The following is a 23536-nucleotide window of genomic DNA, read 5'->3' as shown; positions in this document are numbered from 1 at the left end:
CGATCACGGCTGCGGACCGGACAGGTTCATCTCCCGCTCGGCGCGGAACACATTGCTGTAAAGGTTTGCAATCCACTGACGCCCCCTTGAGGTGACGTTGAGATAGCGTATCGCTGTCTGGATCTGCGGCGCCACGTTGTTCCAGTAGAACTGCGGATATTTGTAGACGACATCAGCCGGCGTCTCGTAGCCGAGCTGCTTGGTCAGGCCGATCTCCTGGAATTCATAGAACAGGGCATTCGACTTTTTCAGGTAGTTGGGGTCGCCGAGCTGCCCGATGAGGTCGGCCGCGCGCAGCAGCAATCCTTCCTCGTCGACCAGATCGTCGCCTGACGCTTCCGGGTAGGGAAAACGGGTATATTCGATCGCCCTGGCGATCCGGCTGGCGTCGACTTCTTCTGCGGCATCGAGGCGCTCGAAGACGAACAGTTTCGAGCGGTCCACATGGTAGGGCGCCAGCGACGCATCGGACGAGCCTCTCGGCAGGCGAATGGTTCGGCCGCTGAGGTCGGCGACGTAGGACTCGCCGTCATCTCCCTGAACGGTACCCCTGACATATCCGATGTCGTGGGTCAGGCACGCCAGGATGAAATTGGCATAGTCATCGGGCGTCGTCGGCCGCAGCACCGCCCGTCCCATCAGGATGTCGTGGCCGGCCAGGGTGACGAGCAGGGAATGCTCGACGTTATGATAAAGCGCGTCGCTGTTGCCGATGCACTCCAGCGTGAGCCGGGCGGCGTAGGGCAGAAACTCTGCCAGCCGCGCCTGGGAGGAGCCGAACCGGCTCTTGGTTTCCGCGGTCAGGAATGTGCCGAGGGCTTGTGCCACCAGTTCCGGGATTGTGATCATCTGAACCTCCATATCGGCATGCGACGTCGCGAGGCAGAGCGATTGAATGATAGCACGTCATCGGGCATTCGGTCGCGTCCCTGCGTCGCGATGGTGCCGTAGCTGACGGCGAGCGGCCGCACCGAGGGTCAAAATCAAGATTATCTGCAGATAATCTGAACATCGGCTCTAAGCGCCGAGGCCCGGTCTGCGCCATGCTACCTGCATGAAAAGACGAGATTTCATAGCGTTGATGGGAGCCGCGCTGACCTGTCCGGCCGCTGCACTGGCGGAGGGTTCGGCCCGGGTCTACCGCATCTACTGGCTTTCCACGCAGGCCCAGCCGGATCCCTTCCTGGAGGGTTTCCGGGAGGGCTTGCGCGCCCGGGGCTATTTCGAGGGCAAGAACGTCATCCTTGAATTGCACTATGCGATCGGCAATCCGCAGGCGCTGCGCGAGGTGGCATCCGAACTCAGGCGCGGCAAGGTCGATCTGGCGGTCTCGAGCGGTCCGGCGACGCGCGCGATGACGGCGGTCGAGGAAGTGCCGGTCCTGTTCGCCCTGAGTGGCGATCCCGTGGAGTTGGGCCTTGTCAAAAGCCTGGGACAGCCGGGCGGCAATTTCACCGGCTCGACCTTCCTGTCGCTCGATCTGGCGGGCAAGCGGGTCGAATTGTTGAAGGAGGTGCTGCCCAACCTGCGCAAGCTCGCGGTTTTCTCCAATGCCAATCATCCGGGCGAGCAGTCCGAATGGCGTGCGACCAGGGAGGCCGCTCAGAAGCTCGGCATCGAACCCATTTACGTTCCCTTTTCCGGCGCGGGTGAACTGGACGCCGCGCTGGGCAAGGTCGGGCAAGTGCAGGCGGACGCGATGCTGGTCTTCCCGGATGTTCTGACGATGGTGCACCGGACCAAGATTGCCGATTACGCCATCGCACATCGGCTCCCGTCGATGTTCGGCTGGAGCGAGTATTGCGATGCCGGCGGCCTTCTGAGTTACGGCGCCAACCAGCGCGCGACGTATTTCTGGCTCGCGACTTATGCCGACCGGATCCTGCGCGGCGAAAAGCCGGCTGATCTGCCGGTGTTTCAACCCACGAGGTTCGAATTGGTCGTCAATCTCCGGACCGCCGAGCGGCTCGGCATTGACCTCGACCAGTCCTCCGTCCTGTTTCGCGCCAATCGGGTGATCGAATGAGGCCGTCACGTCCGATGACCCGTCCGCGCCGCTCCCTGTTCTTCAAATATTTCATCACACTGTTTGTTGCGGTGGTGGTGCCGCTGATGCTTGGCTCCGCCACCGAGGCTTGGTTCGCCTTTCGCGATAATCGCCTCTACCTCAATGAAATTCTTCAGGTCGAGGCCCGTTCGGCCGCCGACCGGATTCAGGCGTTCACCGACGGCATTCGCGATCAACTCGGCTGGGTCGTGCAGTTTCCGTGGACCCCGGGCGAGGACGACCGGCGACGGATCGATGGATTGCGCCTGCTGCAGCAGGTGCCGGCAATCGTTTCGCTCTCGATGGTCGATCCTGACGGCACCGAACGCGTTTTCGTGTCCCGCGTCAGCATGAACCGGACCGGTCGGGGCGCCGACATGTCGGCGGACCCCGCGGTTGTCGGCGCGCGGGCGAACAAGGCGTGGTACGGGCCGGTGCACTATCGTCGCGATTCCGAGCCTTACATGCAGATCGCGCTCGCGGGCAACCGCGCGGCCGCCGGGATCGTCGTCGCCGACATCAATCTGAAACTGATCTGGGACATCATTGCGAGGATCAAGATCGGCGATACCGGCCACGCGCTGATTGTCGATGACACGGGGCGACTGGTTGCCCATCCCGACATCAGCCTGGTTCTGCGCAGCGGAGCAGGCGCGGGTGATTTCGACCGGCTGAAATCCGCCGTCAGCCAGGCCATTGGCTCGGCGGTTTCCACGACCGGTGAGGACGGCAAGCCTGTCGTTGCGCTCGCGGTGCACGCCCCTAATCTGGGATGGACGGTGATTGCCGAGCAGCCGGTTCCGGAGGCGCATGAATCGATCCGTGCCGCGCTGTGGCGTTCGCTGATCCTGATCGCGATCGGTGTCGTTTTGGCGCTCGTGCTGGCCTATTGGCGTGCGTGCCGCATGTGGGGGCCGATCCGGCAGCTCGAGAACGGCGTCGAGCGGATCGGGATGGGGCAGTTCGACCATCGCATCACCATCCAGAGCCGCGACGAGCTCGAGCAACTGGCGATCCGGTTCAATCAGATGGCCGAGGAGCTCGGCGTTTCGCAGCACAAATCAGAGCGCATCAACCGGCTGAAGCAATTCCTGGCGCCGCAGGTTGCGGAGCTGGTCGAGCATTCCGACCAGCGGCTGCTGGATGGGCAGCGGCGGGAGGTGGTTGCCATCTTCGGCGATCTGCGAGGCTTCACCGCGTTCTCCGCGCAGGCCGAGCCCGACGTCCTTCTGGCGGTGTTGCGGCAGTACTATGAAGCGATCGGCGCCGTCACGGCCCGCCACGAGGCAACCTTGATCCGCTTTGCCGGCGACGGGGTGATGGTTCTCGTCAATGCGCCGGTCGCCTGCGCGAACCCCGCAGATCGGGGCATCCGGCTCGCCATCGACATGCAGGCGGCGGTGCAATCGCTGTCCAGCACGTGGTACGCGGCCGGCTGCGCCATGGGTTTCGGTGTTGGGGTCGCGATGGGCACCGCGACGGTCGGAACCCTCGGCTATCAAGGACGCCTCGACTACACGGCGATCGGAAGCGTGGTCAATCTGGCGTCGCGGCTTTGCAGCCTGGCTGACGACGGGCAGATATTGCTGGACGCGGCGGTCACCGAACACATCAAGGGCAGTTTCGCGCTCACCTCGATCGGCGAGCGACCGATCAAGGGCTACGATCGCATGCTGGAGATTTTTTCCGTGGTCCGCATGTATGCGTCCGCATCGTCAGGCCTCGTCGGACCCGCTGCCGAGCCTTGTCTCAAGCGGCCGCGGCCGGGATTGGAGCTGGCCGAGACGGCATAGCGGCCGCCCCGGTTGATAACGTCGGGTAATCGGGCGATATGAGAGCCGAATTGCTCCTGAAATCCAGCGCCCTCGACGCTGTTTTGAAGTTTTGATGGCCCGGAGGCCGTGCTACTTCTGGTCCTCCTGCAGCACCCAACCTTCCGGGGCCATCCCTTTGATCGACAAGCTTGAACTCCTGCTGGCGCTCGCGAAGGAGCGGCATTTCGGACGCGCCGCGGAAGCCTGCGGCGTCACCCAGCCGACCATGTCGACCAGCCTCAAGCAGCTCGAGGAGATCCTCGGCGTCATGCTGGTGCAGCGTGGCTCCCGCTTCCAGGGCTTTACGCCGGAAGGCGAACGCACGCTCGACTGGGCGCGGCGCATTGTCGGCGATGCGCGGGCGATGCGGCAGGAGATCCACGGCCTCAAGGACAAGCTTTCCGGCGAGATCCGCATCGCCGCGATCCCGACCGTGCTCGGCATGGTGGCCTCACTGACGACGCCCTACCGCGCGCGCTATCCGGACGTGCGCTTCCGCATCCAGTCCTGCACCTCGGCTGACGTGCTGGGCCTGCTCGAAAATCTCGAGGTTGATGCCGGGCTGACCTATATCGAGAACGAGCCGATCGGCAAGGTCCGCACCATTCCGCTCTACAATGAGAGCTACCGCCTGTTGACCGCGCCCGACGCCATGTTCGGCGATCGCGATCAGGTCACCTGGAAGGAGGTCGGGCAGGTGCCGCTGTGCCTGCTGACACCAGACATGCAGAACCGCCGCATCATCGATCGCGCGCTCGCCTCCGTCGCGGCTGAAGCTACGCCGAGCCTGACCTCGAATTCGCTGCTGGTGCTCTACACCCATGTGAAGACCGGGCGGTGGGCGAGCGTCATGCCGGCCAAGCTTGCGGAGACGCTGGGTCTGTCGGACTCAGTCCGCAGCATTCCGATCGTCGATCCCGTCGTCGACTACAGCATCGGCCTGGTGGTCCCGCAGCGCGACCCGATGACGCCCCTGATCGCGGCGCTGGTGCAGGTTGCCCGCGAAGTGGCGCCGACGCTGGAATAGGTCAGGCCGCAGCGCTCTCGATTCCGGCTTTCGCGTTCGGCTGCCCAGGCTCGCGCGGCAGCACAATACGCACCACCGTGCCGCTGCCGAGCTTGGAGCGCAGCCGCATCGTGCCGCCATGCAGGTGGGTCAGCGAGCGCGCGATGGCAAGGCCGAGGCCGGAGCCCTGGTAGGTCTTGGTGAGCTGGCTCTCAACCTGTTCGAACGGCTTGCCGAGCCGGCGGAGCGAGTCGGGCGCGATGCCGATGCCGGTGTCGGCGATCATCAGCACGATCGAGTCCGGCAATACGTGGCTGCGCACGGTCACCTTGCCGTCGTCGGGGGTGAACTTGACGGCATTGGACAGCAGGTTGACGAAGATCTGCTTCAGGGCGCGGCGGTCGGCCACCACCGAGAGGGTGCTTTCGATGTCGGCGTCGAGCGTCAGGTTCTTGTCCTCGGCGCGACCCGAGACCACGCGCAGCGACTCCGCCAGCAGCTTCGAGAGGTCGAGCTGCTCCTTGTCGAGCTTCATGCGGCCGGCCTCGATCTTCGACATGTCGAGGATGTCGTTGATGACCTCGAGCAGGTATTTTCCTGATGTCAGGATGTCGTGGCAGTACTCCTGATACTTGTCGGAACCGAGCACGCCGAACATGCCGCTGCCCATGATCTCGGAGAAGCCGATGATGGCGTTCAGCGGCGTGCGCAGCTCGTGGCTCATATTGGCGAGGAATTTCGACTTGGCCTGGTTGGCTTCCTCCGCGCGGTTCTTCTCCTGCGAATATTTTTCGGCGAGATCGGCCAGCTCGGCCTGCGAACGCTTGAGGTCGATCACGTTGGCGCGCAGCCGCGCGTCGTTCTCGATCAGCTTCTGTTCATGCGCCTTGATGCGGGTGATGTCGGTGCCGACCGAGACGTAGCCGCCGTCCTTGGTGCGGCGCTCGGAGATGTGCAGCCAGCTGCCGTCGTCGAGCTGGGCTTCGAAGGTGCGCGCGCCCGGCACCGGCGCGCCGGCCTCCTGCAGTCGGGTGCGCACTTCCGGCATACTGCCGACCTCGATCACGGTCTCATACGACGTGCCGGGAGCCACCGCCGTATCGGGCAGCTTGTGCAGGCGCTGGAAATGCGAGTTGGCGAGCACGAGGCGGTCTTCCGCGTCCCACAGCACGAAGGCTTCCGGGATGGTCTCGATCGCGTCGCGCAGCCGCAGGTCGGCTTCCACGGTCTTCTCGGCGAGGCTCTTCTGCTCGGTGATGTCGACGGCGATGCCGATCAGGTGCAGGCCGCCATCGGCCTGGGTGTGGCTGAGTTCGCAGCGCACCCGCAGCCAGATCCAGTGGCCGTCGGTGTGCTGCATGCGAAAACTCTGGTCGATGTGGTCGATCTCTCCGGCGATCATCTGGTCGGCGATCGCGAACAGGTCGATGTCGTCGGATTTCACCAGCGCGTTGATCTCGCCGAAGGTCAGGAGGTCGTTGCGGGAGTCGAGGCCGAGCATGGTGAACATCGAGGCCGACCAGAAGATGCGGCCGCGCGAGAGGTCCCAGTCCCACAGGCCGCAGCGGCCGCGGTTGAGCGCGGTGTCGATCCGGCCGCGCACCGCGTCATTGATGAGGTCGCCCTCGCGGGCCCGCGTCGACTGCCAGTGGAAGGCGAAGCCGAGGATCAGCACCACGAAGCCCGTCGTGGCCGACAGCGTCATCGAGAGCGCGGCGTCAGAGCCCCACAGCGGCTCGTTCTTTTCCTGGATGACGATCACCTGGCCCGGCAGCGCCTTCACCAGCCGCGAGATCGCCATCGCGCCGTTGCCGTTCGGCAGCGTCATGTCGGTGACGACGCCCTGCTGGCCGGGAGCGGCAATCAGTTGCGCCGTGCTGATGATGTCGAGGACGCGATCGCTGCCACCGAGGCTGCTCTCGATCGGGACGCGCGCGAGAACGCGGTGATCAGACCCGGTGATGATGACGTGGCGGCCGCTCGCGACGCCCCAGACCGGAATCAGATCGGGCAGCAGGCTCTGCAGCCGCTCGATATTGGCGGTGCGGTCCTGCCGCACCGAGGCGAGGCGGTCGAGGCGTTCGGCCAAGAGATCGGTGAGGGAGGAAAGATCGCGCTTCATCGCGGCGCGCTTCTGCCGGCTCTGGTCGATCACCTGCACGACGGCGCCGAGGCAGATCGTGATGAGGAAGGCGATGATGAGGGTTGGCACGGCGCGGCGAAGCGCCGGCTCTGCGGTCAGCAGCCGGTGATAGGCAGGTTTCGCGATCGATTGCGCCAATCCCTTGATCGAGTCGGATTGGACACGCACGTTCGCCGCATGCGCACGCGCCATGCTAGTAGACCCCCGCCGAAAGCCTGTTTGCACACTGTCCGGAAGCACCCCACACAACTTCCGAATCACAGCGATTTGAATCCACTTTTTTGGGGCTGTCGAGAGTCAACAATTCGTTAATTCGAAATAAATGTTGTCCAACGCAAATTTAATCGCCGCGCGATGAGTCCGAAACGAGAACGCAGCCGAAAAAATTTATACACGCGACGGCTCGGCATGGCTGATCACGCGCTTGATCGAAGGGAAGGCGCGGCGCAGCGCGCGCTCGATCTCGTCGACGGTCTCATGCACCTTGATCACGCTCATCGACGGCGCGGCGCGGCAATGGAAGTTAACGATTTCGCCGGCCTCGGTGTCGCGCACCCGCACGTTATGAACGTCATGGATCGCGGTGTTGCCGGCAAATTGCGCGAGCGCGGCGCGGATGGTCTCGACGCGTTCGGGCGCGGCGTTGGTGCCGTGCGGCAGTTCCGGCTCGAGCGGCTCGATATGGGTGTCGACCTCGACGTCCTCGCCGAAGTCTTCGCGGATGCTGCGCTCGAGGTCATGGGCGATGTCGTGCGCCGCCTTCAGTTCCATGTCGCCGTCGACCTCGAGATCGATGCTGACCGTCAGCTTGTCGCCGAGATCGTGCACGGTGACATGGTGCACGGCGAGGCCGGAGTTGCGCGCGATCACCATGATGCGCTCGCGCACGCTCTCATTGTCGCGGGCCACGGGCACCGCGGTGAAGGTGAGGTCGGCATCGCCGAGCGCCTCCTTGACCGCGGCCTGCGCGTTTTTCTTGATTGCCTCGACGCGATCGATCGGGTAGGTGCGCGGCACCTCGGCGATGGCGTCGATGAAATGCGTCGGCCCGACCATGCGCACGCGCACGCGCTCGACGTCTACCACGCCCGCTACCGAGCGGATCGCGTCGCTCGCCTTTTCCGAAGCACCTTCCGGGGCGCGGTCTAGCAGCGTCTCGATGGTGGAGCGTCCGAGCCGCAGGCCGAGGATCGAGATCATGACGGCAACCGCGATGGCAGCGGCCGAATCGCCCCAGGCAAAGCCGAGGCCGGTCAGCGCGAGGCCGCCGATCACGGCGAAGGAGCCGAGCACGTCGGAGGCGAAATGCAGCGCGTCCGCCGCCAGCGCCTGGCTATGCGTCTCGCGCGCCGCGCGGTGCAGTGCCCGCGCGCGCCAGTAGTTGACCGCGATATCGATCACCAGCACCACGAAGGGAATCGCGGAGAGAGTGGGCGGCGGCGCGCCCTCGCGCAACCGGCTCCATGATTCGACCAGGATGCCGCCGGCCAGCACATAGAGCAGCGCGATGACGAAGAGCGCCGACAGGCTCTCGAACTTGCCGTGGCCGTAATGGTGCTCCTTGTCGGCCGGCTGGTCGGATACCCGCACCACCAGCCAGGTGATGACGGTGGCGATCACGTCGACGGAGGAGTGCAGGGCTTCCGAGATCAGCGCGAGCGAGCCGATCGCGATGCCGACCGCGAACTTGGTCGCCGCCATGCCGGCGCTGGCGAAGATCGAGATCGCGGCGACGTTGGTCTTGAGAGCAGGGGAGCTTGTCATGACGGGCGGTGTAGCAGGGCGTCGGTCAACATTAAAGGCGGAAGCGCGAAGGATGTTATCGCGACTGATTTGCAGGAGCGAATTGTTGTTTCGCACCACCGTCATTGCGAGCGAAGCAATCCATTGTCGCCCCGCATGCGGAGGGATGTGCTGCGGGTTGGACGTTGGCCGACCGTCGCGGCTCGGATACAGGCTGCTCCTCACAGCCCTCCGCGCGGCACGAAGAAGCAAAGTTCGACGCCGGTGTGTCTGTTGATGAACAGCACGGGAAGGTGGTCAGGCGTATCTTCTTCCTTGATGACGTCGGGCGGGATGGTTTTCCACTCGCCATCCTTCAGGTATTGCCACTGGTCCGAGCGATCTTCGCCAACCCTGAAGCGGGTCTTGTACACGTCGCCGTTGTCGCAACAGGATTTCCAGGGAACGCCGAGGCGCTGCCGGGCGGCCGGGTTCATTTCCTGCCTGTTGAACCACTCATGGTTCGGCATCGATGGGTCGTGAGCGTCAACTCGAACGGAAAGCAAGACAAGAAGACTGAGGATAGCTAACAAACGACCGAACGCTTGCATGGCAGCCTCCGTGATGGACTGTCACCAAATTTGACATCCGCGAATCACACGAACCGCCCGGCAGCCAATGAGGCCATTACTCGGGAAAAAATGGAATCACATTTCTGCGCGAGCTTCTCTTTTGAAACGGACCTGTTGTTTTTCGGTTTGTCTTCGAGTGCTGAAGCGAATCCGCAAAATTACGGAACTCATAAGCGTTGTCCGCTCTCAACATGCCCATTGCGACGGAACCAGGCAAGCACGCGCGGTTCCGCCTCCGCATCAAGTCGGCGTGAGACGTGAAGTAGTTCACGTTTGGAAATCGGGCTTTGACCTAAAGCGGTTCCAGCAGATCCGATTTCGGGAGATGTGCGATGCTCATTTTCAATCGCCAAATCGACTGGCGGGGAATCGGCACCACCGCGATGGTCGAGAGCCTCACCTTGCTCGCGCTTGTGCTTGCCGTGGTCACATACGTGGATTGGTCGTCCAACCGTGCCGTGGCCGAGTTTACGAATACGACGAGGTCGTCGGCATCCGGTTCGAACCGTTCGAGCGACTCCTCAGCCCAGATGCAGCCCTACGCCGGACGAACCGGCTGCCCCCGGGGCAACAAGTCGCTACCCACTCAACTGGCGCCCTTGCCGTAATCCTGCGGGCGGCCGACAAGCTCGACCGGCGTACGGTAGAGCTCGTTGCTTTCGCAGTCGGTGACGCGCACGGAGCATCCAGTCGCACACAGCTCGGGGCGAACGATGCGAAGCTCGCTCGCCAGGCTATCGGCCTTGTCGATCGCGTTTTCGGTATTTTCGAGGATCATGCGGCCCTGGCATTTGAACTCCGCGCCGATGACGAGATCAAAATTGAAGTATGGCATTGCAGCCCCCGTGCCAAATTCCAATCGCACGGAATCTACCTGAGTCTGTCAGGTTCCTTCATTACAACTCGGATTTCGAAATCCGAATGTGTCCGGCTGTTGCGTTTCGGTATCGTGATCGCGTCGTCGCATGCACGAACCTGACAGGCATCCGTGCATCATTCGATTGCGGCATCCTCGTTGCGAGAATTGTCGTCGTCTCGCAGGCGGTCGTTTGAACACCGTAACGTCTCAGCGGCAAGCCGGACATGGTCACCTGCAGCGTTGGAGTTCACTTTGGAATTCATTGGAACTTTGCAGCGATCACCCGGAATTGTGACCGAGGTCATATGGCGTTCTCGATTTTTGGCGCATTGTGCCGCGGCAATCGATATTCCTTGAGGCCCGGATGCACTGCACGAACTGCGCAACGGAAGTCGCGGAGCAAAGCAGGTTTTGTGGGCGGTGCGGAGCGGCGGTAGAGCGGCGCTGTCCGGCCTGCGGCGCGGCAAACCCGGCCCTGAACAAGTTCTGCGGCGACTGCGGCAATGGATTGCGCGCGGATTCTTCCGCGCCGCCGGCCCGTGACGCGCGCCCGATCGAGCGCCGGCAGCTAACGGTGTTGTTCTGCGACCTGGTCGGGTCGACCGCGCTTTCCGCACGACTCGATCCCGAAGACTTCAGCGCCATCATCGCGGGCTACCGGCGCTGCATTGTCGAGACCGTCGCCGGCTTCGACGGCTTCGTCGCGCGACATCATGGGGACGGCGCGGTCGTATATTTTGGCTATCCCCAGGCGCACGAAGACGACGCCGAGCGCGCGGTTCACGCCAGTCTTGCCCTGGTGCGGGCGATCGAGCTGTTGCCCGCGAAAGAGAAATTGAGCGCGCGCGTCGGTGTCGCGACGGGTGTGGCGATTGTCGGCGATATGTCCGATAGCGCGATTTCCGAAGAGCATGGCATCCTCGGCGACACCCCAAATCTTGCCGCGCGTCTGCAATCGCTCGCGGAGCCCGGCAGCGTCGTTATTTCGGAGCGCACAAGGACCATCGCCGGACCGCAATTCGAGTATCTCGATCTCGGCAAGGTCGAGATCAAGGGATTTGCAAGACCGGTCGCTGCCTGGCGGGTCGCCGGAAAGACGACCGTGACCAGCCGTTCGCACGCGTTGCAAAGCTGCGATGTGCTGCCGCTGATCGGTCGTGATGAGGAAATGGAGCTGATTCTGAGCCGATGGAAGCGGGCCAGGCGTGGTGAAGGTCAGGTGGTGCTGCTATCAGGTGAAGCGGGGATCGGCAAATCACGGCTCACCGTCGCGCTTCTGGAACAGCTTGCTCGTGAGCCGCACATTCGCCTGCAATATTTCTGTTCGCCGCAGCACACCGACAGCACGCTCTATCCTGTCATTGGCGAGATATGGCGTGCGGCCGGCGCCGTTCACGACGACAGCCAGCAAATGAAAGCAGACAAGCTTGACGCGCTGCTGGCGCAAAGCTCGACGCCGCCAGAGGATGCGGCGCTGTTCGCCGAAATGCTGTCGCTACCGAGCGATGGACGCTACCGTCCGCTCGAAGTCGAACCGCCGCTCCGCCGTCAGAAAACCCTGAAGGCGCTGGGCGCGCACATCGACGCGCTCGCGCACATCCATCCCGTGCTGATGATTTTTGAAGATGCGCATTGGACGGATCCAACCAGCCTCGAATTTCTGGCCCGGGCGGTGGACCTGGCCGTGAACCATCGGCTCCTGATACTCGTTACCTTCAGGCCGGAATTCAGTCAGCCCTGGATCGGACGGCCGCACGTGAGCGAGCTGACCCTCAACCGGCTGGCGCCATACGACATCGATTCCCTGATCGAGGAAGTCGTCGGCAGCCGATCGCTGTCGGCAGACATCCGCCAGGACATCATCGAGCGCACCGACGGCATTCCACTGTTCGCCGAGGAGATGACCAAGGCGGTGCTGGATGCGGAGGGCGAGAGCGAAGTGGCGCGGACTTTCGCCAGCGCGCCGACGCCCGTCGTGGCGGTTCCGGCAAGCCTGCAGGCTTCGCTGATGTCGCGGCTCGACCGGCTCGGCCGGGCGAAGGGCGTCGCGCAGGTCGGCGCGGCGATCGGCAGGGAATTTCCTCACATGCTGCTGGCGGGGGTCGCGCGAAAGCCGGAAGCGGAATTGAATGCCGACCTCGACCGGCTGATCGCGGCGGGTTTGCTGTTTCGCGAAGGCGTCCCGCCGCATGCCAGCTATCAGTTCAAGCATGCGCTCGTGCAGGACGCAGCCTACGGCACGCTGCTGCGGGAGCCGAGGCGGGCGCTGCATGCGCGCATTGCCGAAATCCTCGAACGCCAGCTTCCGGAAACAGCCGAGAGCCAACCGGAGCTGCTCGCACGTCACTACACCAAGGCCGGACTGATCGCGAAGTCGGCGCGCCTGTGGGGCAAGGCGGGGCTGCGGTCACAGGAGCGCTCGGCGCTGGTCGAAGCCGCCGAACAGCTGGGCCAGGCGCTGGCGCAAATCGCAATCTTGAACAGCACGCCGGACTTGCGGCGCGAGCAGATCATCCTGCAAGTCGCATTGTTGAACACGCTGATGCATGTCAGGGGATATGGCGCGCCCGAAACCAAGAATGCCGTGGCGCAGGCGAGGGCGTTTATCGAACAGGCGGAGCAGCTCGGAGAATCTCCCGAGGATACTTCGCTGCTCCTCTCGGCCCTGTTCGGCCAGTGGATCGTCAATTTCATAAACTTCAACGGCGACGTCGCGCGCGAGCTCGCCGCGCGCTTTCTCGAGCTTGGCGAGAAGGAAGGCGCGGCGGTCCCGCTCCTGATCGGGCACCGTACCATGGCGAGTACGCTGGCATTGAGGGGCGACCTCGTCGAGGCCCAGACGCACTACGATGATGCGCTCGCCCTCTATCTTCCCGCCGAGCACCGGCGATTGATGACGCGATTTGGCCAGGACCTGCGCGTGACGTGCCTGGCCTTTCGGTCGATGTCCTCGTGGCTGCTCGGTTATCCCGAGGCGGCGCTGAACGATGCGGACTGCGCGCTGACGGAAGCGCGCCAGATCGATCATGCTGCGACGTTGATGTTTACGCTGAACTTCCCGATTCTCGTCAATACCTATTGCGGGAATTACCAGGCCGCCAACGAGCATCTCAAGGAGCTCGTCGCGTTGGCGGAGGAGAAGGGGGCCCCGTTCCGAAAGGCCGAAGGCGTGTTGCGGCGGGGCTATATCCTGACGCTTACCGGAGCCGCACGAGCGGTCGAGACCGTCACCTCGGGTATTGATCTGTGGCGATCGGCCGGATCGACGATATTCACGCCGGAGCAGGAATTCATGCTGGCAATTGCGCACGCGGATTCAGGCCAGTTCGGTGACGCCTGGCGCTGCATCGGCAATGCGATGACGGCGATGCAAGCAACCAGGGAAAGATGGTGCGAGGCCGAAGTTCATCGCGTTGCCGGCGAGATCGCACTGAGGTGGCCGCAGCGGGATGAAGAGAAGGCGCAGGCGCATTTCGAGCGCTCCCTGAGCATTGCACGTGCGCAGCGGGCAAAATCGTGGGAGTTGCGCGCGGCTACCAGTTCGGCGCGGCTTCTCGGTCGTCAGGGCAAGCGGAAAATGGCGCGCGATCTTCTCGCGCCGATCTACGAATGGTTCACCGAAGGATTTGACACCAGCGATCTGCGAAAGGCCAGGGCCTTGCTCGTCGAACTTCGTTGACGGCGCCTCCCGGCGACGGCTCCTGCCAATTTATCCCGACGTCGCGGCGGGCAATTTAGACTCTATTCATTGTAATTTTTAGAGTTCGATTCAAATTTTCCGTCCATGCTCGCCGTATTCTCGTGCAATTGATCGACGGCTCCAACACGGTTCGCGCTGATACGGAATCATCATCATGGCGATCGTTGGTGCAGCTTCTCGCGCTCAAAATCCTTGCGGGCTTGCAACTCGGCGGCTGCATGCTGCCAGGTCGCGCGCGCGCACATCGGGACTGCTTGCCGCCTGCGCGGTCCTGGTGTCGATCTCGGTTGCCGGTTGCGCGCGCAATCCGGCGCCACGTGAAGTCCAGGCAGCCCCGCGCGAAACCAGGGCATCCCCGGTCCGTGCGGCCATGAGCATCCGCAGACATTCCGAACCGCGTCGATACTCGGAGCCGAGAATTCACCGACCGGACCCGGCGTTGCTTGCTGCGCAGCCGGCGCCCGATTGCGAGTTCAGGAGATCGGACCTCGAGACCGTGGATCCGGATCAATGGGCGCGCCTGAAGGCCGAATATGAGCGGCAGTGCTATCAGGATGCAGAAAAGGCTGCGCGCGACCGCCTGAGTTCGCTGCAGTCGGCTGCGACCTGCGAAATCGAACCCGTTCCGCAGCGAGCATCGGTCCGGTAACAGCGCGGATCGGCGGATCTTATCGCAAGTAGCGCATTCACTCGCTTGTATGGTCCGCGTGCAGGCCGCTCGCGGCTGCAGTCCATTCAAAAGCAACTACCGGTTTTCCGCGCCTGCCATTATTGTGGCAACTTTGGGGCAGTGACCTTATTTCTGTCCTTTTTTCGCCACTTCCGGGTTCCACGGTTTAAATGGTAGGGGTTTCGGCTGGGAGGGAATAGCTGAGGCGCAGTAGTCGCTTAGTGAGTATGTATGCGTACCCTTTACGATATTGTTGGAGCACTTGCGGACGACGACGCGGAAGATTTGAGAGTTGCGTTTCGCAAGGCCGTCAAGGCGAACCATCCCGACATCTATCCTGACGATCCGGAAGCGCCGCAAGCGTTCCGGCGCATCGTTCGCGCCAATGCCATCCTGAGCGATCCGCGGCAAAGAGCGGCCTATGATCGGCTGCTTGCCACCGCACGCCAGCAGCAACCGCAGAAGCCAAAGCGCGCCGCATTTTCCGCGGGCGTTCGCACACTCGGCATTTACGCGCTTGTAAGCGCGGTGGCCTCGGTCATGTTTATCGGTGGCTACTTCCTGCTCAAGCCGGTCGACAGGTTGCCGCTCGCTTCCGCGCATGTCAGCGAGATTTCCAGGAGTGAACCGGCGCTGGCTGCGGCCGTCCGTTCGAGCGACATCTCCTCGCAGGTGCGAACCGAACCGTCCAACAAGCCTGCAGAGATCGAAGCCGGCACGAAGCCCGACGTAGAACCGCAGGACCTCAAAGAACCGATCAAGGAGGCCAGCGTCTCGCCTGCACTGACGACTGGCAGCGCTCCTGCCGATAGAGACGTTCCCCCGGTTGCCGAACCGGGGCCCAGGGATGTCAGATATTATCGAGAACGCGGCGCCTCGGCCTATCGCAGCGGGGACCTGGCCATTGCGCTGGCCAATTTCGATCTGGCGATCCAGCAGGATCCGGCTTGTGCGGACTGCTATGTGGATCGCGGGATTGTGCTGAACCGCATGGGCGACCAGAAGCGGGCATTCGCCGATGTCGCCGAAGCCAGGCGCATCGATGCCTTGAATCGAGGCAAGCCTCATTCCGACGCGAGCGCGCACTGACCTGTCCGCGCGATGCGCGGAGTCGAGGAAGACAATCACGTTCGACGAGTTCTTCACCAGGATCGACGGCGAGTATAACAGTGCGTGGGCCGCAAGTTGCGTGTGATCCGGGACGAGTGACGCGGCGGCAAATCCACGCCGCCAAACGCATTGCAGCGCCGCGTCCTTGCCGTCTGGACACGGGCGCGCCGCATTGGCCAAAATCATCGGATAAACAGAAAGTGGAGGTGCGCCGATGCCGATTGTCGATTCCCAGGTCCACGCCTATGAGGCGAACAGTCCGAAGCGGCCGTGGCACAGCGTGCCGAACTGGCCGGACCACGTCACCGGCGACGAGATGGTGGCGGCGATGGACAAGGTGGGCGTCGACGGGGCGATCTTCATCTCCGCCTTTTCGCTGTACCAATACGACGCCAGCTACGCCGTGGAGGTGCAGCGGGCGCATCCCAACCGGATGGCGATCGTCAAGCCGGTCAACCCGGACGATCCCGGCGTGGACGACGTCGTAGCTGAGTGGAAGAAGCAGCCGGGCGCGGTCGGCATCCGCATCATGCTGACCAAGGAGGCCGGGCGCGCGCATGATCACCCCGGCCTTGACCGGATTGCGCGCTCGGCCGTGCGCCACGATTTCCCGGTCAACATCCTGTGCTGGGACAATCTGGACGCCGGGATGAAGCTGATCGACCGCAATCCCGATACGCGCTTCATCATCGACCATCTCGGCATTTTGCAGCCGCGCGTGCCGACGGCGCTGACGGCGCCCTGGGCCGAACTGCCGAAAGTGCTGGACCTCGCCAAGCGGCCGAACGCCGTGATTAAGGTCAGCGGCGCCTGCACGCTGTCGCGCGAGCCGCATCCGTTCAATGATATCTGGGACCCGCTCGCCCGCGTGTTCGACGCGTGGAGTTTTGAGCGCTGCCTGTGGGGCACCGACTGGACGCGGGCGGCCGCCGTCGTCAATTACGAGCAGGCGGTCGAGCCGTTCCTCAGGACAAGCCGCCTGAGCGACAGCGAGCGTGCGATGCTGATGGGCGGCGCCTGCATCAAGACGTATCGCTGGTCGCCGAAGAAGGGGTAGGGCGGATTAGCGCAAGCGTAATCCGCCATCGTGCCGTCCGGCCGAAGCGGCGGATTACGCCTTCGGCTAATCCGCCCTACGTTTCGCGTGTCCACCGTACAACCCTCATCCTGAGGAGCCCGCGAAGCGGGCGTCTCGAAGGATAGAGGCCACGGACGGGGCCTCATGGTTCGAGACGCGCTTCGCGCTCCTCAACATGAGGGGCTTGTAACGCGCCAGGCTAATCCTCTACCGCTCGGCGCTTACGAGCTTGTAGGTGCCGCGTTCGAAGGCGTCGTAGACGGCCAGCGCCTTGGCGTCGGCGAACGGCAGATACTGCATCATGATCACGCCGGCGATGCCCCGCGCTGGATCGATCCAGAAGAAGGTGTTGTTGATGCCGCCCCAGCTCATGCTGCCGGGCGAGCGCTTGCCGGGCGCCTGATCGGTCGTGATCAGGAAGCCGAGGCCCCATTTGTCGCGGCCGTCGGCGATGAAGGTGAAGTCGGCGCTGCGCGCCAGCGCGCTCTTCAGCGCCGGGACGGAGACCGCGCCGATATGGTTCTGGCCCATCAGGTCAACCGTTTCGGCCTTGAGCACGCGCGCTCCGTCGAGCGCGCCGCCGTTGAGCAGCATGCGCACGAAGCGGCCGTAGTCATCGGCGGTCGAGGCGAGGCCGCCGCCGCCGACCGGCGCGGCGATGGTGAGACCGAGCTGCGGGTTCTGCAGTTCGACGGCGCCGTCCATGCGCACGCCGGCCCGCTGCTGCTGGGCGACGAGGCGCGGCCCCTTCGCTTCCGGCACGTTGTAGGAGGTGTCGTCCATCTTCAGCGGGGCGAAGATGTGCTGGCGGAAGTAATCCTCCAGCTTCTGGCCGGAAATGACCTCGACCAGCTTGCCGCAGACGTCGGTACTGGTGCTGTAATGCCAGCGTTCGCCGGGATCGAACAGCAGCGGCCCGCCGAACGGATAGGTCTCGCCGGCGCGCGGCTTGAAGTCGCGCCAGATCGTGCTCGTGAAGGGATAGGCGAGGCCCGAGGTGTGCGTCAGGAAGTGGCGGACCGTCGGCGGCTTTGATGCGGGGCGAAGCTGATAGGCGCCGGTGGCGGGATCGAAGGATTCAAAGACCTTCAGCCCGACAAGCTCAGGCAAATATTTCTCGGCGGGATCATCGAGCGCGACGCGGCCCTGTTCGACGAGCTGCATCAGGGCCACTGACGTGACCGGCTTGGTCATCGAGGCGATGCGAAACAGCGCGTCGGCGGCAAGCGGACGGCCGGTCGCGACATCGGCGACACCGAAGGCGCTGCGATAGAGCACGCCGTCGCGGTTCGTGACCAGCGCGACCACGCCGGGCACATCCTTGCGTTCGACTGCGCCGCGCAGGCTCGTGTCGAGCGCTGTGCTCGCAGCCGAATTCTGGGCGTTCGCGGTACCGTTCAAGGCCGCCGCCGCAACGCCGATGCTGAAGATCATTCCAATGGCCTTTCGATGCATGGACGCCTCCCTGTTGCTTGAGCCCGGGTGTTGCCCGTGCAGCCTCCCGAGGCTTGTTTCTTGTCGTCGCGCCGGCGACGCTAGCACCTGTCATTCATCGAGTCTCGAATTCCTGCGAACACGCGACGCACGGTGCCCATCGTGCTGTCGAATGTCCGCCTTGCAGGGAAGAGTGGGCATGGGCCCGCGCTGGTCGATTTCGAGATTGTTGTTGCGGCCGATCTCTCTGACATTGCCGATATAGGCGTTCATCGGCGTTCGAAAATATTTCGGGCTTTCCCCCAACGATTTCGAATCCATTGGCCGTCAGGGCCTTAACCCTTGACGGCCGCATGGCCGTACGTCCCGGCGGGCCAGGACCTACGGCTTGGCGGCCTTGCGCGGAGACAGTGCCAGAAGCCCAGCAGAGACGAACGCCAGCAGGGCGGCAGTAAGAAATGTTTGATGAAACGCTGCAAAGAATCCGTTCCCGACTTGCAGAACTTCAAACAGCATCAGGATCACAGAGGCTGCGGTCACTGTGCCCAGCGTTCGGGTCAGCAGGACGAGGCTGCCGGCCACCCCGCGATCCCTGAGCGGGAGTGTTGCGGTCACGATGTCGGAATAGGCGAGCTGGAACAGGCCGAGGCCGATGCCCTGCACGACCAGCCCGGCGACCCGCAGGATTGTCGGGGTCTGCTCGGTCCATCCACTCAGCATCAGAAGTCCGGCGCCGATGGCGGCGGCGCCTGCGATTGCCAGCCGCTCGGCAGTGATTTGCCGCTCGATCAGGCGGCCGCCGATCGGGGAAGCCAGCACCGCGCCGGCTGCACCCGCGGCCAGGATGGCGCCGCTCTCGACAAGCGAATAGCCTTGTATGCGCGCAAGATGATACGGCACCAGCAGCCACACCGAAAACGCCGCGAGATTGGCCAGCACGCTGACGAGGTTCAGCAGTGCGAAGCCGGGCAGGCGGAGGATCTCGATCGGGATGATCGGGTGCGCCGAGCGCGACTGACGGAAGATGAAGCCCGCAAGGGCGAGCGCCGACAGCAGGCCGAGCCAGACGGCGGAGAATTCACGCAGGCGGTTGAGCGCCATCAGCATGGTCACGAGTCCCAGTATCAGCGCGATGCTGCTCAGGACATCATAGCCACCGTTCGTCAGGCGGGGTGGCGATACCGGCAGGCCGCGCAACAGCAGCAACGCCGCGATCGCGATGGGCACGCGGAACCAGAACACCGCAGGCCAATCCCAGATCGCGGTCAGGACGCCGCCGAGCAGGGGGCCGACCATCAGGCCGAGCGCCATCATCATCGTATAGATGCCGAGCGAACGGCCGCGCCTTTCTTCGCCGTAAAGGGATGTCACCAGCGCGACGCCGCAGCTCAGCACCAGCGCCGCGCCCATTCCTTGCAGGCAGCGAAACAGCAGCATCGCGCCGTAGCTCGGCGCGTAGCCGACAAGAAGCAACGCCACGGCGCTCCAGATCAGGCCGGTCCGGTAGACGACGGCGTGACCGATGGTGTCGCCGATGCGCCCGAGCGACAGCAGCAGGCTTGCGTAGGTCAGTACATAGGAGATCACGACCCACTGGATATCGCCGATCGTGAGGTCGAAGCCCCGGGTGATGGCGGGGAAGGCGATGTTGACCGACGTGTCGAGCTGCGCCGTCGCCGTGCCCAGCCCGATCATGGCGACCTGCCATCCCCTGGAGCGGAGCAGGCCGGACGATGCGTTGGGAGGATCGGGTTCGGTCGTCGACGGCACGCTGATGTCACGCCGGTTCGAAGGTGATCGCGCCATCGGCGTCGACATCGCGCGTCAACCGACCGATCGAGGCCAGCATGTTGAGGTGCGCCAGCGATTCGCCGAAGGCCTGCCGCGGATTGGCGTAGAGCACGCGCGGGAATGCTTCCTGCGCGACCGCAAACGCGGATGTCTTGCCCGTGACGACGGATGCGACGTCGTCGAGCCGCGCCATATGGTGCTCGCGCATCCGCGCAAGCCGCGGATGAAGCCCGCGAAACGGCAGGCCGTGCGACGGCAGCACCAGCGTATCCGGCGGCAGCGCTTCGAGCCGCGTCAGAGAATCCAGGTGCTCCTTCATCGGGTTGGCCTCCGGCTGCGCGGAGGGCACGATGACCGATGGCGTCATGTGCGACAGGATCTGGTCGCCCGCGATCAGGAGCTTGTCGCTCTCGCAGTAAAACAGTGCATGTTCGGGCGAATGCCCGCCCGCGGTGATCACCCGCCATTCGCGTTGCCCCATCGCGACGGTGTCGCCGTCGCGGATGCGGATGAATTCGCGCACCGGCCGCAGGCCGAGATAGGTCGGGCGGCGCAACCCTCCGATAATCTGCGCGACGTCGTCGGCGGAGGCGCCGTTTCGTTTCATGAAGACGGCCAACTGCTCGTCCGGCTGCTCCTCGCGCTCATGCCACATCTTCCAGCCATTGAGCCATTCGGCCAGCGGCAGGCGCACCGTGCACTTCATTTCCTTCACCAGGAATGCGGCGAGCCCGGCATGATCGAGATGCGCGTGCGTCAGCACCAGGCTTTGCAAGGGGCGGCTGCGCAGCAGGCCGCGCCACAGTCTGTCCCAGATCTCGAAGGTGTCATCGGTGTTCAGGCCGCAATCGACCAGCGTCCATCCCGGGCCGTTGTCGAGCAGCCAGCAATTGACGTGGTTGGGCAGCGTCGGCATCGGCAGCCGCACCCAGAACAGGCCCGAGAGCACGTCGGTCAGCTCGCCATAGGCCGGCGGGCGCTGGACCGTGAAGGTCAGATCATCGGACATGTGCCCCGGTGCCCCCCTTGCAATACCGCCAGATTTCAGGCCGGCGCTTTGTTGCAAGCTTACGCGATTTGAAGAGGTCAACGTCCGCGGAATTTTTATGGCTCCCATGCGGTTAGGGCAGCAGGAATCTTCCGCCAAAGCCTTGAGTTGGAGCTGTTTTTCCTACAGAACGTCAGCGTGGCCACAGACGCTTCGTCCGTGCGCGCTCCCGCGGCCAGTTGGGCAAGAACAACAATGGATGCATTAAATCCAGAGTCCGATCTCAGGCCGGAAGTCGAGCAGGGGCTGAACCGACGCGCCCGCCGCAATCTGCTGCTGCTGGCGTGCTGCCAGGCGGTCGGCCAATCCTGCAACACGATGATGTTCGCGGCCACCGGCCTGTCCGTCATCACCTTCTATCGTCATCCCGAGTTCGCAAATCTGCCTGTGACGATGCAGCACATCGGCGTGATGATCTGGGTGTTCCCGGCGGCGCTGCTGATGCAGCGGGTCGGCCGCAGCATCGGCTTTCGCGTCGGCTCGCTGTTCGGCATGGCGGGCGCCATCGTGATGTGCCTCGGATTGTACACCGCCAACTTCCTGATCATGTGCGCCGGCGGCCTCATTCTCGGCTACGCGGTGGCCTGCTTGCAGATGTACCGTTTCGCCGCCGCGGAACTGGTGCCGATCCATTACCGTGCCAAGGCGATCTCGTGGGTGACGGCCGGCGGCGTCGCGGCGGCCGTGATCGGCCCGAGCCTCGTGCGCCTGACGCACGATTTGACGATGCCGCTCTATCTCGCGACCTACGCGGCCATTCTCGCTTTGCACCTGATCGTCTTCACCGTAATGTCCTTCATCTCGTTCCCTTCGGTCGCGGCGGCGAGTTCGACACTGAGCCCGGCCGAGGCCGCCGCACCCCCGCGTCCGCTATCGGTGATTGCCAGCCAGCCGCGGTTCATCGCATCGGCCATGGCCGGCATGCTGGCGTTCGGCACGATGTCCTTCATCATGAGCGCTTCGCCGCTTGCGATCGTCGGCTGCGGATACCCGCATGCGGAAGCCCACTGGGTCATCTTCATGCATGTGCTCGGCATGTTCGTGCCGTCGTTCTTCACCGGCAACCTGATCAATCGCTATGGCGCCACGACGGTGATGTTCGCCGGCATTGCGCTGATGCTGGCCGGCGTCGTGGCCGCACTCAGCGGCACGGCGGAATGGAATTTCCGGATCGCGCTCACCGTCAACGGCGTCGGCTGGAATTTCCTGTTCGTCGGCGCGACCACGCTGGTGACCACCTGCTATCGTCCGAACGAACGCGGCAAGGCCCAGGCGCTCAACGACCTCTTGGTTTTCAGCACGACCGCGACGTCGAGCTTCATGGCGGGCTTTCTGCAGGAGCGCTGGGGCTGGCAACCGCTCAACTGGTTCTCCGTGCTGCTGATGCTGGCTGCCACCGTTGCCGTCATCTGGCTTCGCTACCAGCAGCGCCCGATGCCGAGCCCGGTTCGCTGAGAATTCCGCGTGTTCGGGAGGTGATGTGATGGAATTTCGGACCTTTGGCCGCACCGGAATGCGGCTCTCGGTGCTGGGCTTCGGCTGCGGCGCCGTTGGCGGCTTGATGGTACGCGGCGAGGCGGCCGACCAGGAACGCGCCGTCGCGCGGGCGCTCGCCGTCGGCGTCAACTACTTCGATACGGCGGTGCTATACGGCGATGGGGAATCGGAAAAGAACCTCGGCCGCATCCTGCAGAAGCTGAAGCCGGCGGACGCGGTCGTCGGCACCAAGGTCCGCCTGCAGCCCGGCGATCTCGGTCGCATCGAGGGCGCGGTAACGGCATCGCTCGAAGGCAGCCTTTCGCGGCTCCGGCTCGACCGGGTCGACATCCTTCATCTGCACAATTCAGTCACGAGGGAAGGCGGCGGACCGGCGCTGAGCGTGCGGCAGGTGCTCGAGCAGGTGGTGCCGGCGTTCCAGCGCCTGCGTGATCAGGGAAAGATCCGCTTTCTTGGCCTGACCGCGCTCGGCGATACCGCGGCGCTGCACGAGGTGATCAGCGCCGGCGCCTTCGACAGCGCGCAGGTGGTCTACAACATGCTCAATCCGTCCGCCGCCGATGCATTGCCGCAAAGCTATCCGGCGCAGGATTATGGGCGGCTGTTCGATGCAACGAAGGCGGAAGGTGTCGGCGTCGTCGGCATCCGCGTGCTGGCCGGCGGTGCGCTGTCGGGCTCGGCCGAACGCCACCCGATCGCGGGACCGGCGCCGGAGCCGATTGGATCGGCGATGAGCTACGCGGGAGATGTCGATCGCGCACGCCGCCTGACGCCGCTGATCGAGGGGGGCTTTGCCGCGAGCCTGACCGAAGCCGCGACGCGGTTCGCGATCTCGCATCCGGCGATGGGCACGATCCTCGTCGGCATGGCAACCCCGCAGCAGTTCGAGGACGCACTCGCCGCGGTTCAGAACGGCCCGCTGCCGCAAGCCGCGCTCGACCGGCTGTCGGCGTTGCGGCAGGCGTTTGTGGGAGAGGCGCGGTGA

At 63.9% G+C, this 23536-nt stretch carries 17 protein-coding genes and 1 pseudogene; 10 read left to right on the top strand and 8 right to left on the bottom strand.

Annotation, left to right across the window (positions count from 1 at the left end):
- Positions 1–3 precede the first annotated feature (3 nt).
- On the bottom strand, positions 4–849 hold the full coding sequence (locus tag V7E26_RS10660) for an HD domain-containing protein (RefSeq protein WP_324415525.1): 846 nt from the start codon (positions 847–849) through the stop codon (positions 4–6).
- A gap of 205 nt (positions 850–1054) precedes the next feature.
- On the opposite strand from V7E26_RS10660, the gene V7E26_RS10655 reads away from it, so the two are divergent.
- The 3 genes from V7E26_RS10655 to V7E26_RS10645 all read left to right on the top strand — a co-directional run bounded on the left by V7E26_RS10655 (position 1055) and on the right by V7E26_RS10645 (position 4888).
- On the top strand, positions 1055–2026 hold the full coding sequence (locus V7E26_RS10655) for an ABC transporter substrate-binding protein (protein ID WP_324415523.1): 972 nt from the start codon (positions 1055–1057) through the stop codon (positions 2024–2026).
- A complete protein-coding gene (locus V7E26_RS10650; RefSeq protein ID WP_324415521.1) occupies positions 2023–3840 on the top strand; it encodes an adenylate/guanylate cyclase domain-containing protein in 1818 nt (605 codons plus the stop codon). The genes V7E26_RS10655 and V7E26_RS10650 overlap by 4 nt, the downstream gene beginning before the upstream one ends.
- Positions 3841–3997: 157 nt before the next feature.
- On the top strand, positions 3998–4888 hold the full coding sequence (locus tag V7E26_RS10645) for a LysR family transcriptional regulator (protein WP_324415519.1): 891 nt from the start codon (positions 3998–4000) through the stop codon (positions 4886–4888).
- 1 nt (position 4889) lies between these two features.
- Here V7E26_RS10645 and V7E26_RS10640 read toward each other — a convergent pair whose 3' ends face one another.
- The 3 genes from V7E26_RS10640 to V7E26_RS10630 all read right to left on the bottom strand — a co-directional run bounded on the left by V7E26_RS10640 (position 4890) and on the right by V7E26_RS10630 (position 9343).
- Entirely contained in the window at positions 4890–7202 is a 2313-nt protein-coding gene (locus V7E26_RS10640; RefSeq protein ID WP_324415517.1) for a PAS domain-containing sensor histidine kinase, read from the bottom strand.
- A gap of 195 nt (positions 7203–7397) precedes the next feature.
- Entirely contained in the window at positions 7398–8774 is a 1377-nt protein-coding gene (locus V7E26_RS10635) for a cation-efflux pump (protein ID WP_324415515.1), read from the bottom strand.
- Positions 8775–8974: 200 nt separating this feature from the next.
- Positions 8975–9343 (bottom strand): hypothetical protein, encoded by a 369-nt coding sequence (locus V7E26_RS10630; protein ID WP_324415513.1) that lies wholly within the window; start codon positions 9341–9343, stop codon positions 8975–8977.
- Between the two features lie 353 nt (positions 9344–9696).
- Here V7E26_RS10630 and V7E26_RS10625 point away from each other — a divergent pair, with 353 nt between their 5' ends.
- A complete protein-coding gene (locus V7E26_RS10625) occupies positions 9697–9972 on the top strand; it encodes a hypothetical protein (RefSeq protein ID WP_324415511.1) in 276 nt (91 codons plus the stop codon).
- Here the strand turns inward: V7E26_RS10625 and V7E26_RS10620 are convergent.
- A complete protein-coding gene (locus tag V7E26_RS10620; protein ID WP_324415509.1) occupies positions 9951–10199 on the bottom strand; it encodes a hypothetical protein in 249 nt (82 codons plus the stop codon). The genes V7E26_RS10625 and V7E26_RS10620 overlap by 22 nt on opposite strands.
- Positions 10200–10587: 388 nt before the next feature.
- Here V7E26_RS10620 and V7E26_RS30025 point away from each other — a divergent pair.
- The 4 genes and pseudogenes from V7E26_RS30025 to V7E26_RS10605 form a co-directional block, all read left to right on the top strand.
- Positions 10588–10713 (top strand): annotated as a pseudogene (locus V7E26_RS30025) (double zinc ribbon domain-containing protein); the annotation flags it as partial.
- Positions 10714–10797: 84 nt separating this feature from the next.
- Positions 10798–13902: an ATP-binding protein gene (locus V7E26_RS10615; protein ID WP_324415507.1), complete on the top strand. Its 3105-nt coding sequence runs from the start codon at positions 10798–10800 to the stop codon at positions 13900–13902.
- A 922-nt stretch (positions 13903–14824) separates the two neighbouring features.
- A complete protein-coding gene (locus V7E26_RS10610; RefSeq protein ID WP_324415505.1) occupies positions 14825–15682 on the top strand; it encodes a DnaJ domain-containing protein in 858 nt (285 codons plus the stop codon).
- 235 nt (positions 15683–15917) lie between these two features.
- On the top strand, positions 15918–16760 hold the full coding sequence (locus V7E26_RS10605; protein WP_324415503.1) for an amidohydrolase family protein: 843 nt from the start codon (positions 15918–15920) through the stop codon (positions 16758–16760).
- 228 nt (positions 16761–16988) lie between these two features.
- Here the strand turns inward: V7E26_RS10605 and V7E26_RS10600 are convergent, their stop codons facing one another.
- The 3 genes from V7E26_RS10600 to V7E26_RS10590 form a co-directional block, all read right to left on the bottom strand.
- Complete coding sequence (locus V7E26_RS10600) at positions 16989–18236, bottom strand: serine hydrolase domain-containing protein (protein ID WP_324415501.1); 1248 nt, start codon at positions 18234–18236, stop codon at positions 16989–16991.
- Between the two features lie 360 nt (positions 18237–18596).
- Positions 18597–20021: an MFS transporter gene (locus V7E26_RS10595; RefSeq protein ID WP_324415499.1), complete on the bottom strand. Its 1425-nt coding sequence runs from the start codon at positions 20019–20021 to the stop codon at positions 18597–18599.
- On the bottom strand, positions 19993–21015 hold the full coding sequence (locus V7E26_RS10590) for an MBL fold metallo-hydrolase (protein ID WP_324415497.1): 1023 nt from the start codon (positions 21013–21015) through the stop codon (positions 19993–19995). Before V7E26_RS10590 ends, V7E26_RS10595 begins: the two co-directional genes overlap by 29 nt.
- A 234-nt stretch (positions 21016–21249) precedes the next feature.
- Between V7E26_RS10590 and V7E26_RS10585 the strand changes: the two genes are divergently transcribed.
- Together V7E26_RS10585 and V7E26_RS10580 are read left to right on the top strand one after the other, a co-directional pair.
- Positions 21250–22509, top strand: a complete 1260-nt coding sequence (locus tag V7E26_RS10585) for an MFS transporter (protein WP_324415495.1) — start codon at positions 21250–21252, stop codon at positions 22507–22509.
- Between the two features lie 28 nt (positions 22510–22537).
- Positions 22538–23536 (top strand): aldo/keto reductase, encoded by a 999-nt coding sequence (locus tag V7E26_RS10580; RefSeq protein WP_324415493.1) that lies wholly within the window; start codon positions 22538–22540, stop codon positions 23534–23536.

Origin of the sequence: Bradyrhizobium sp., from assembly GCF_036735945.1 — a bacterium.
Lineage (GTDB): Bacteria > Pseudomonadota > Alphaproteobacteria > Rhizobiales > Xanthobacteraceae > Bradyrhizobium.
This window is presented reverse-complemented; position numbering and strand designations above follow the sequence as displayed.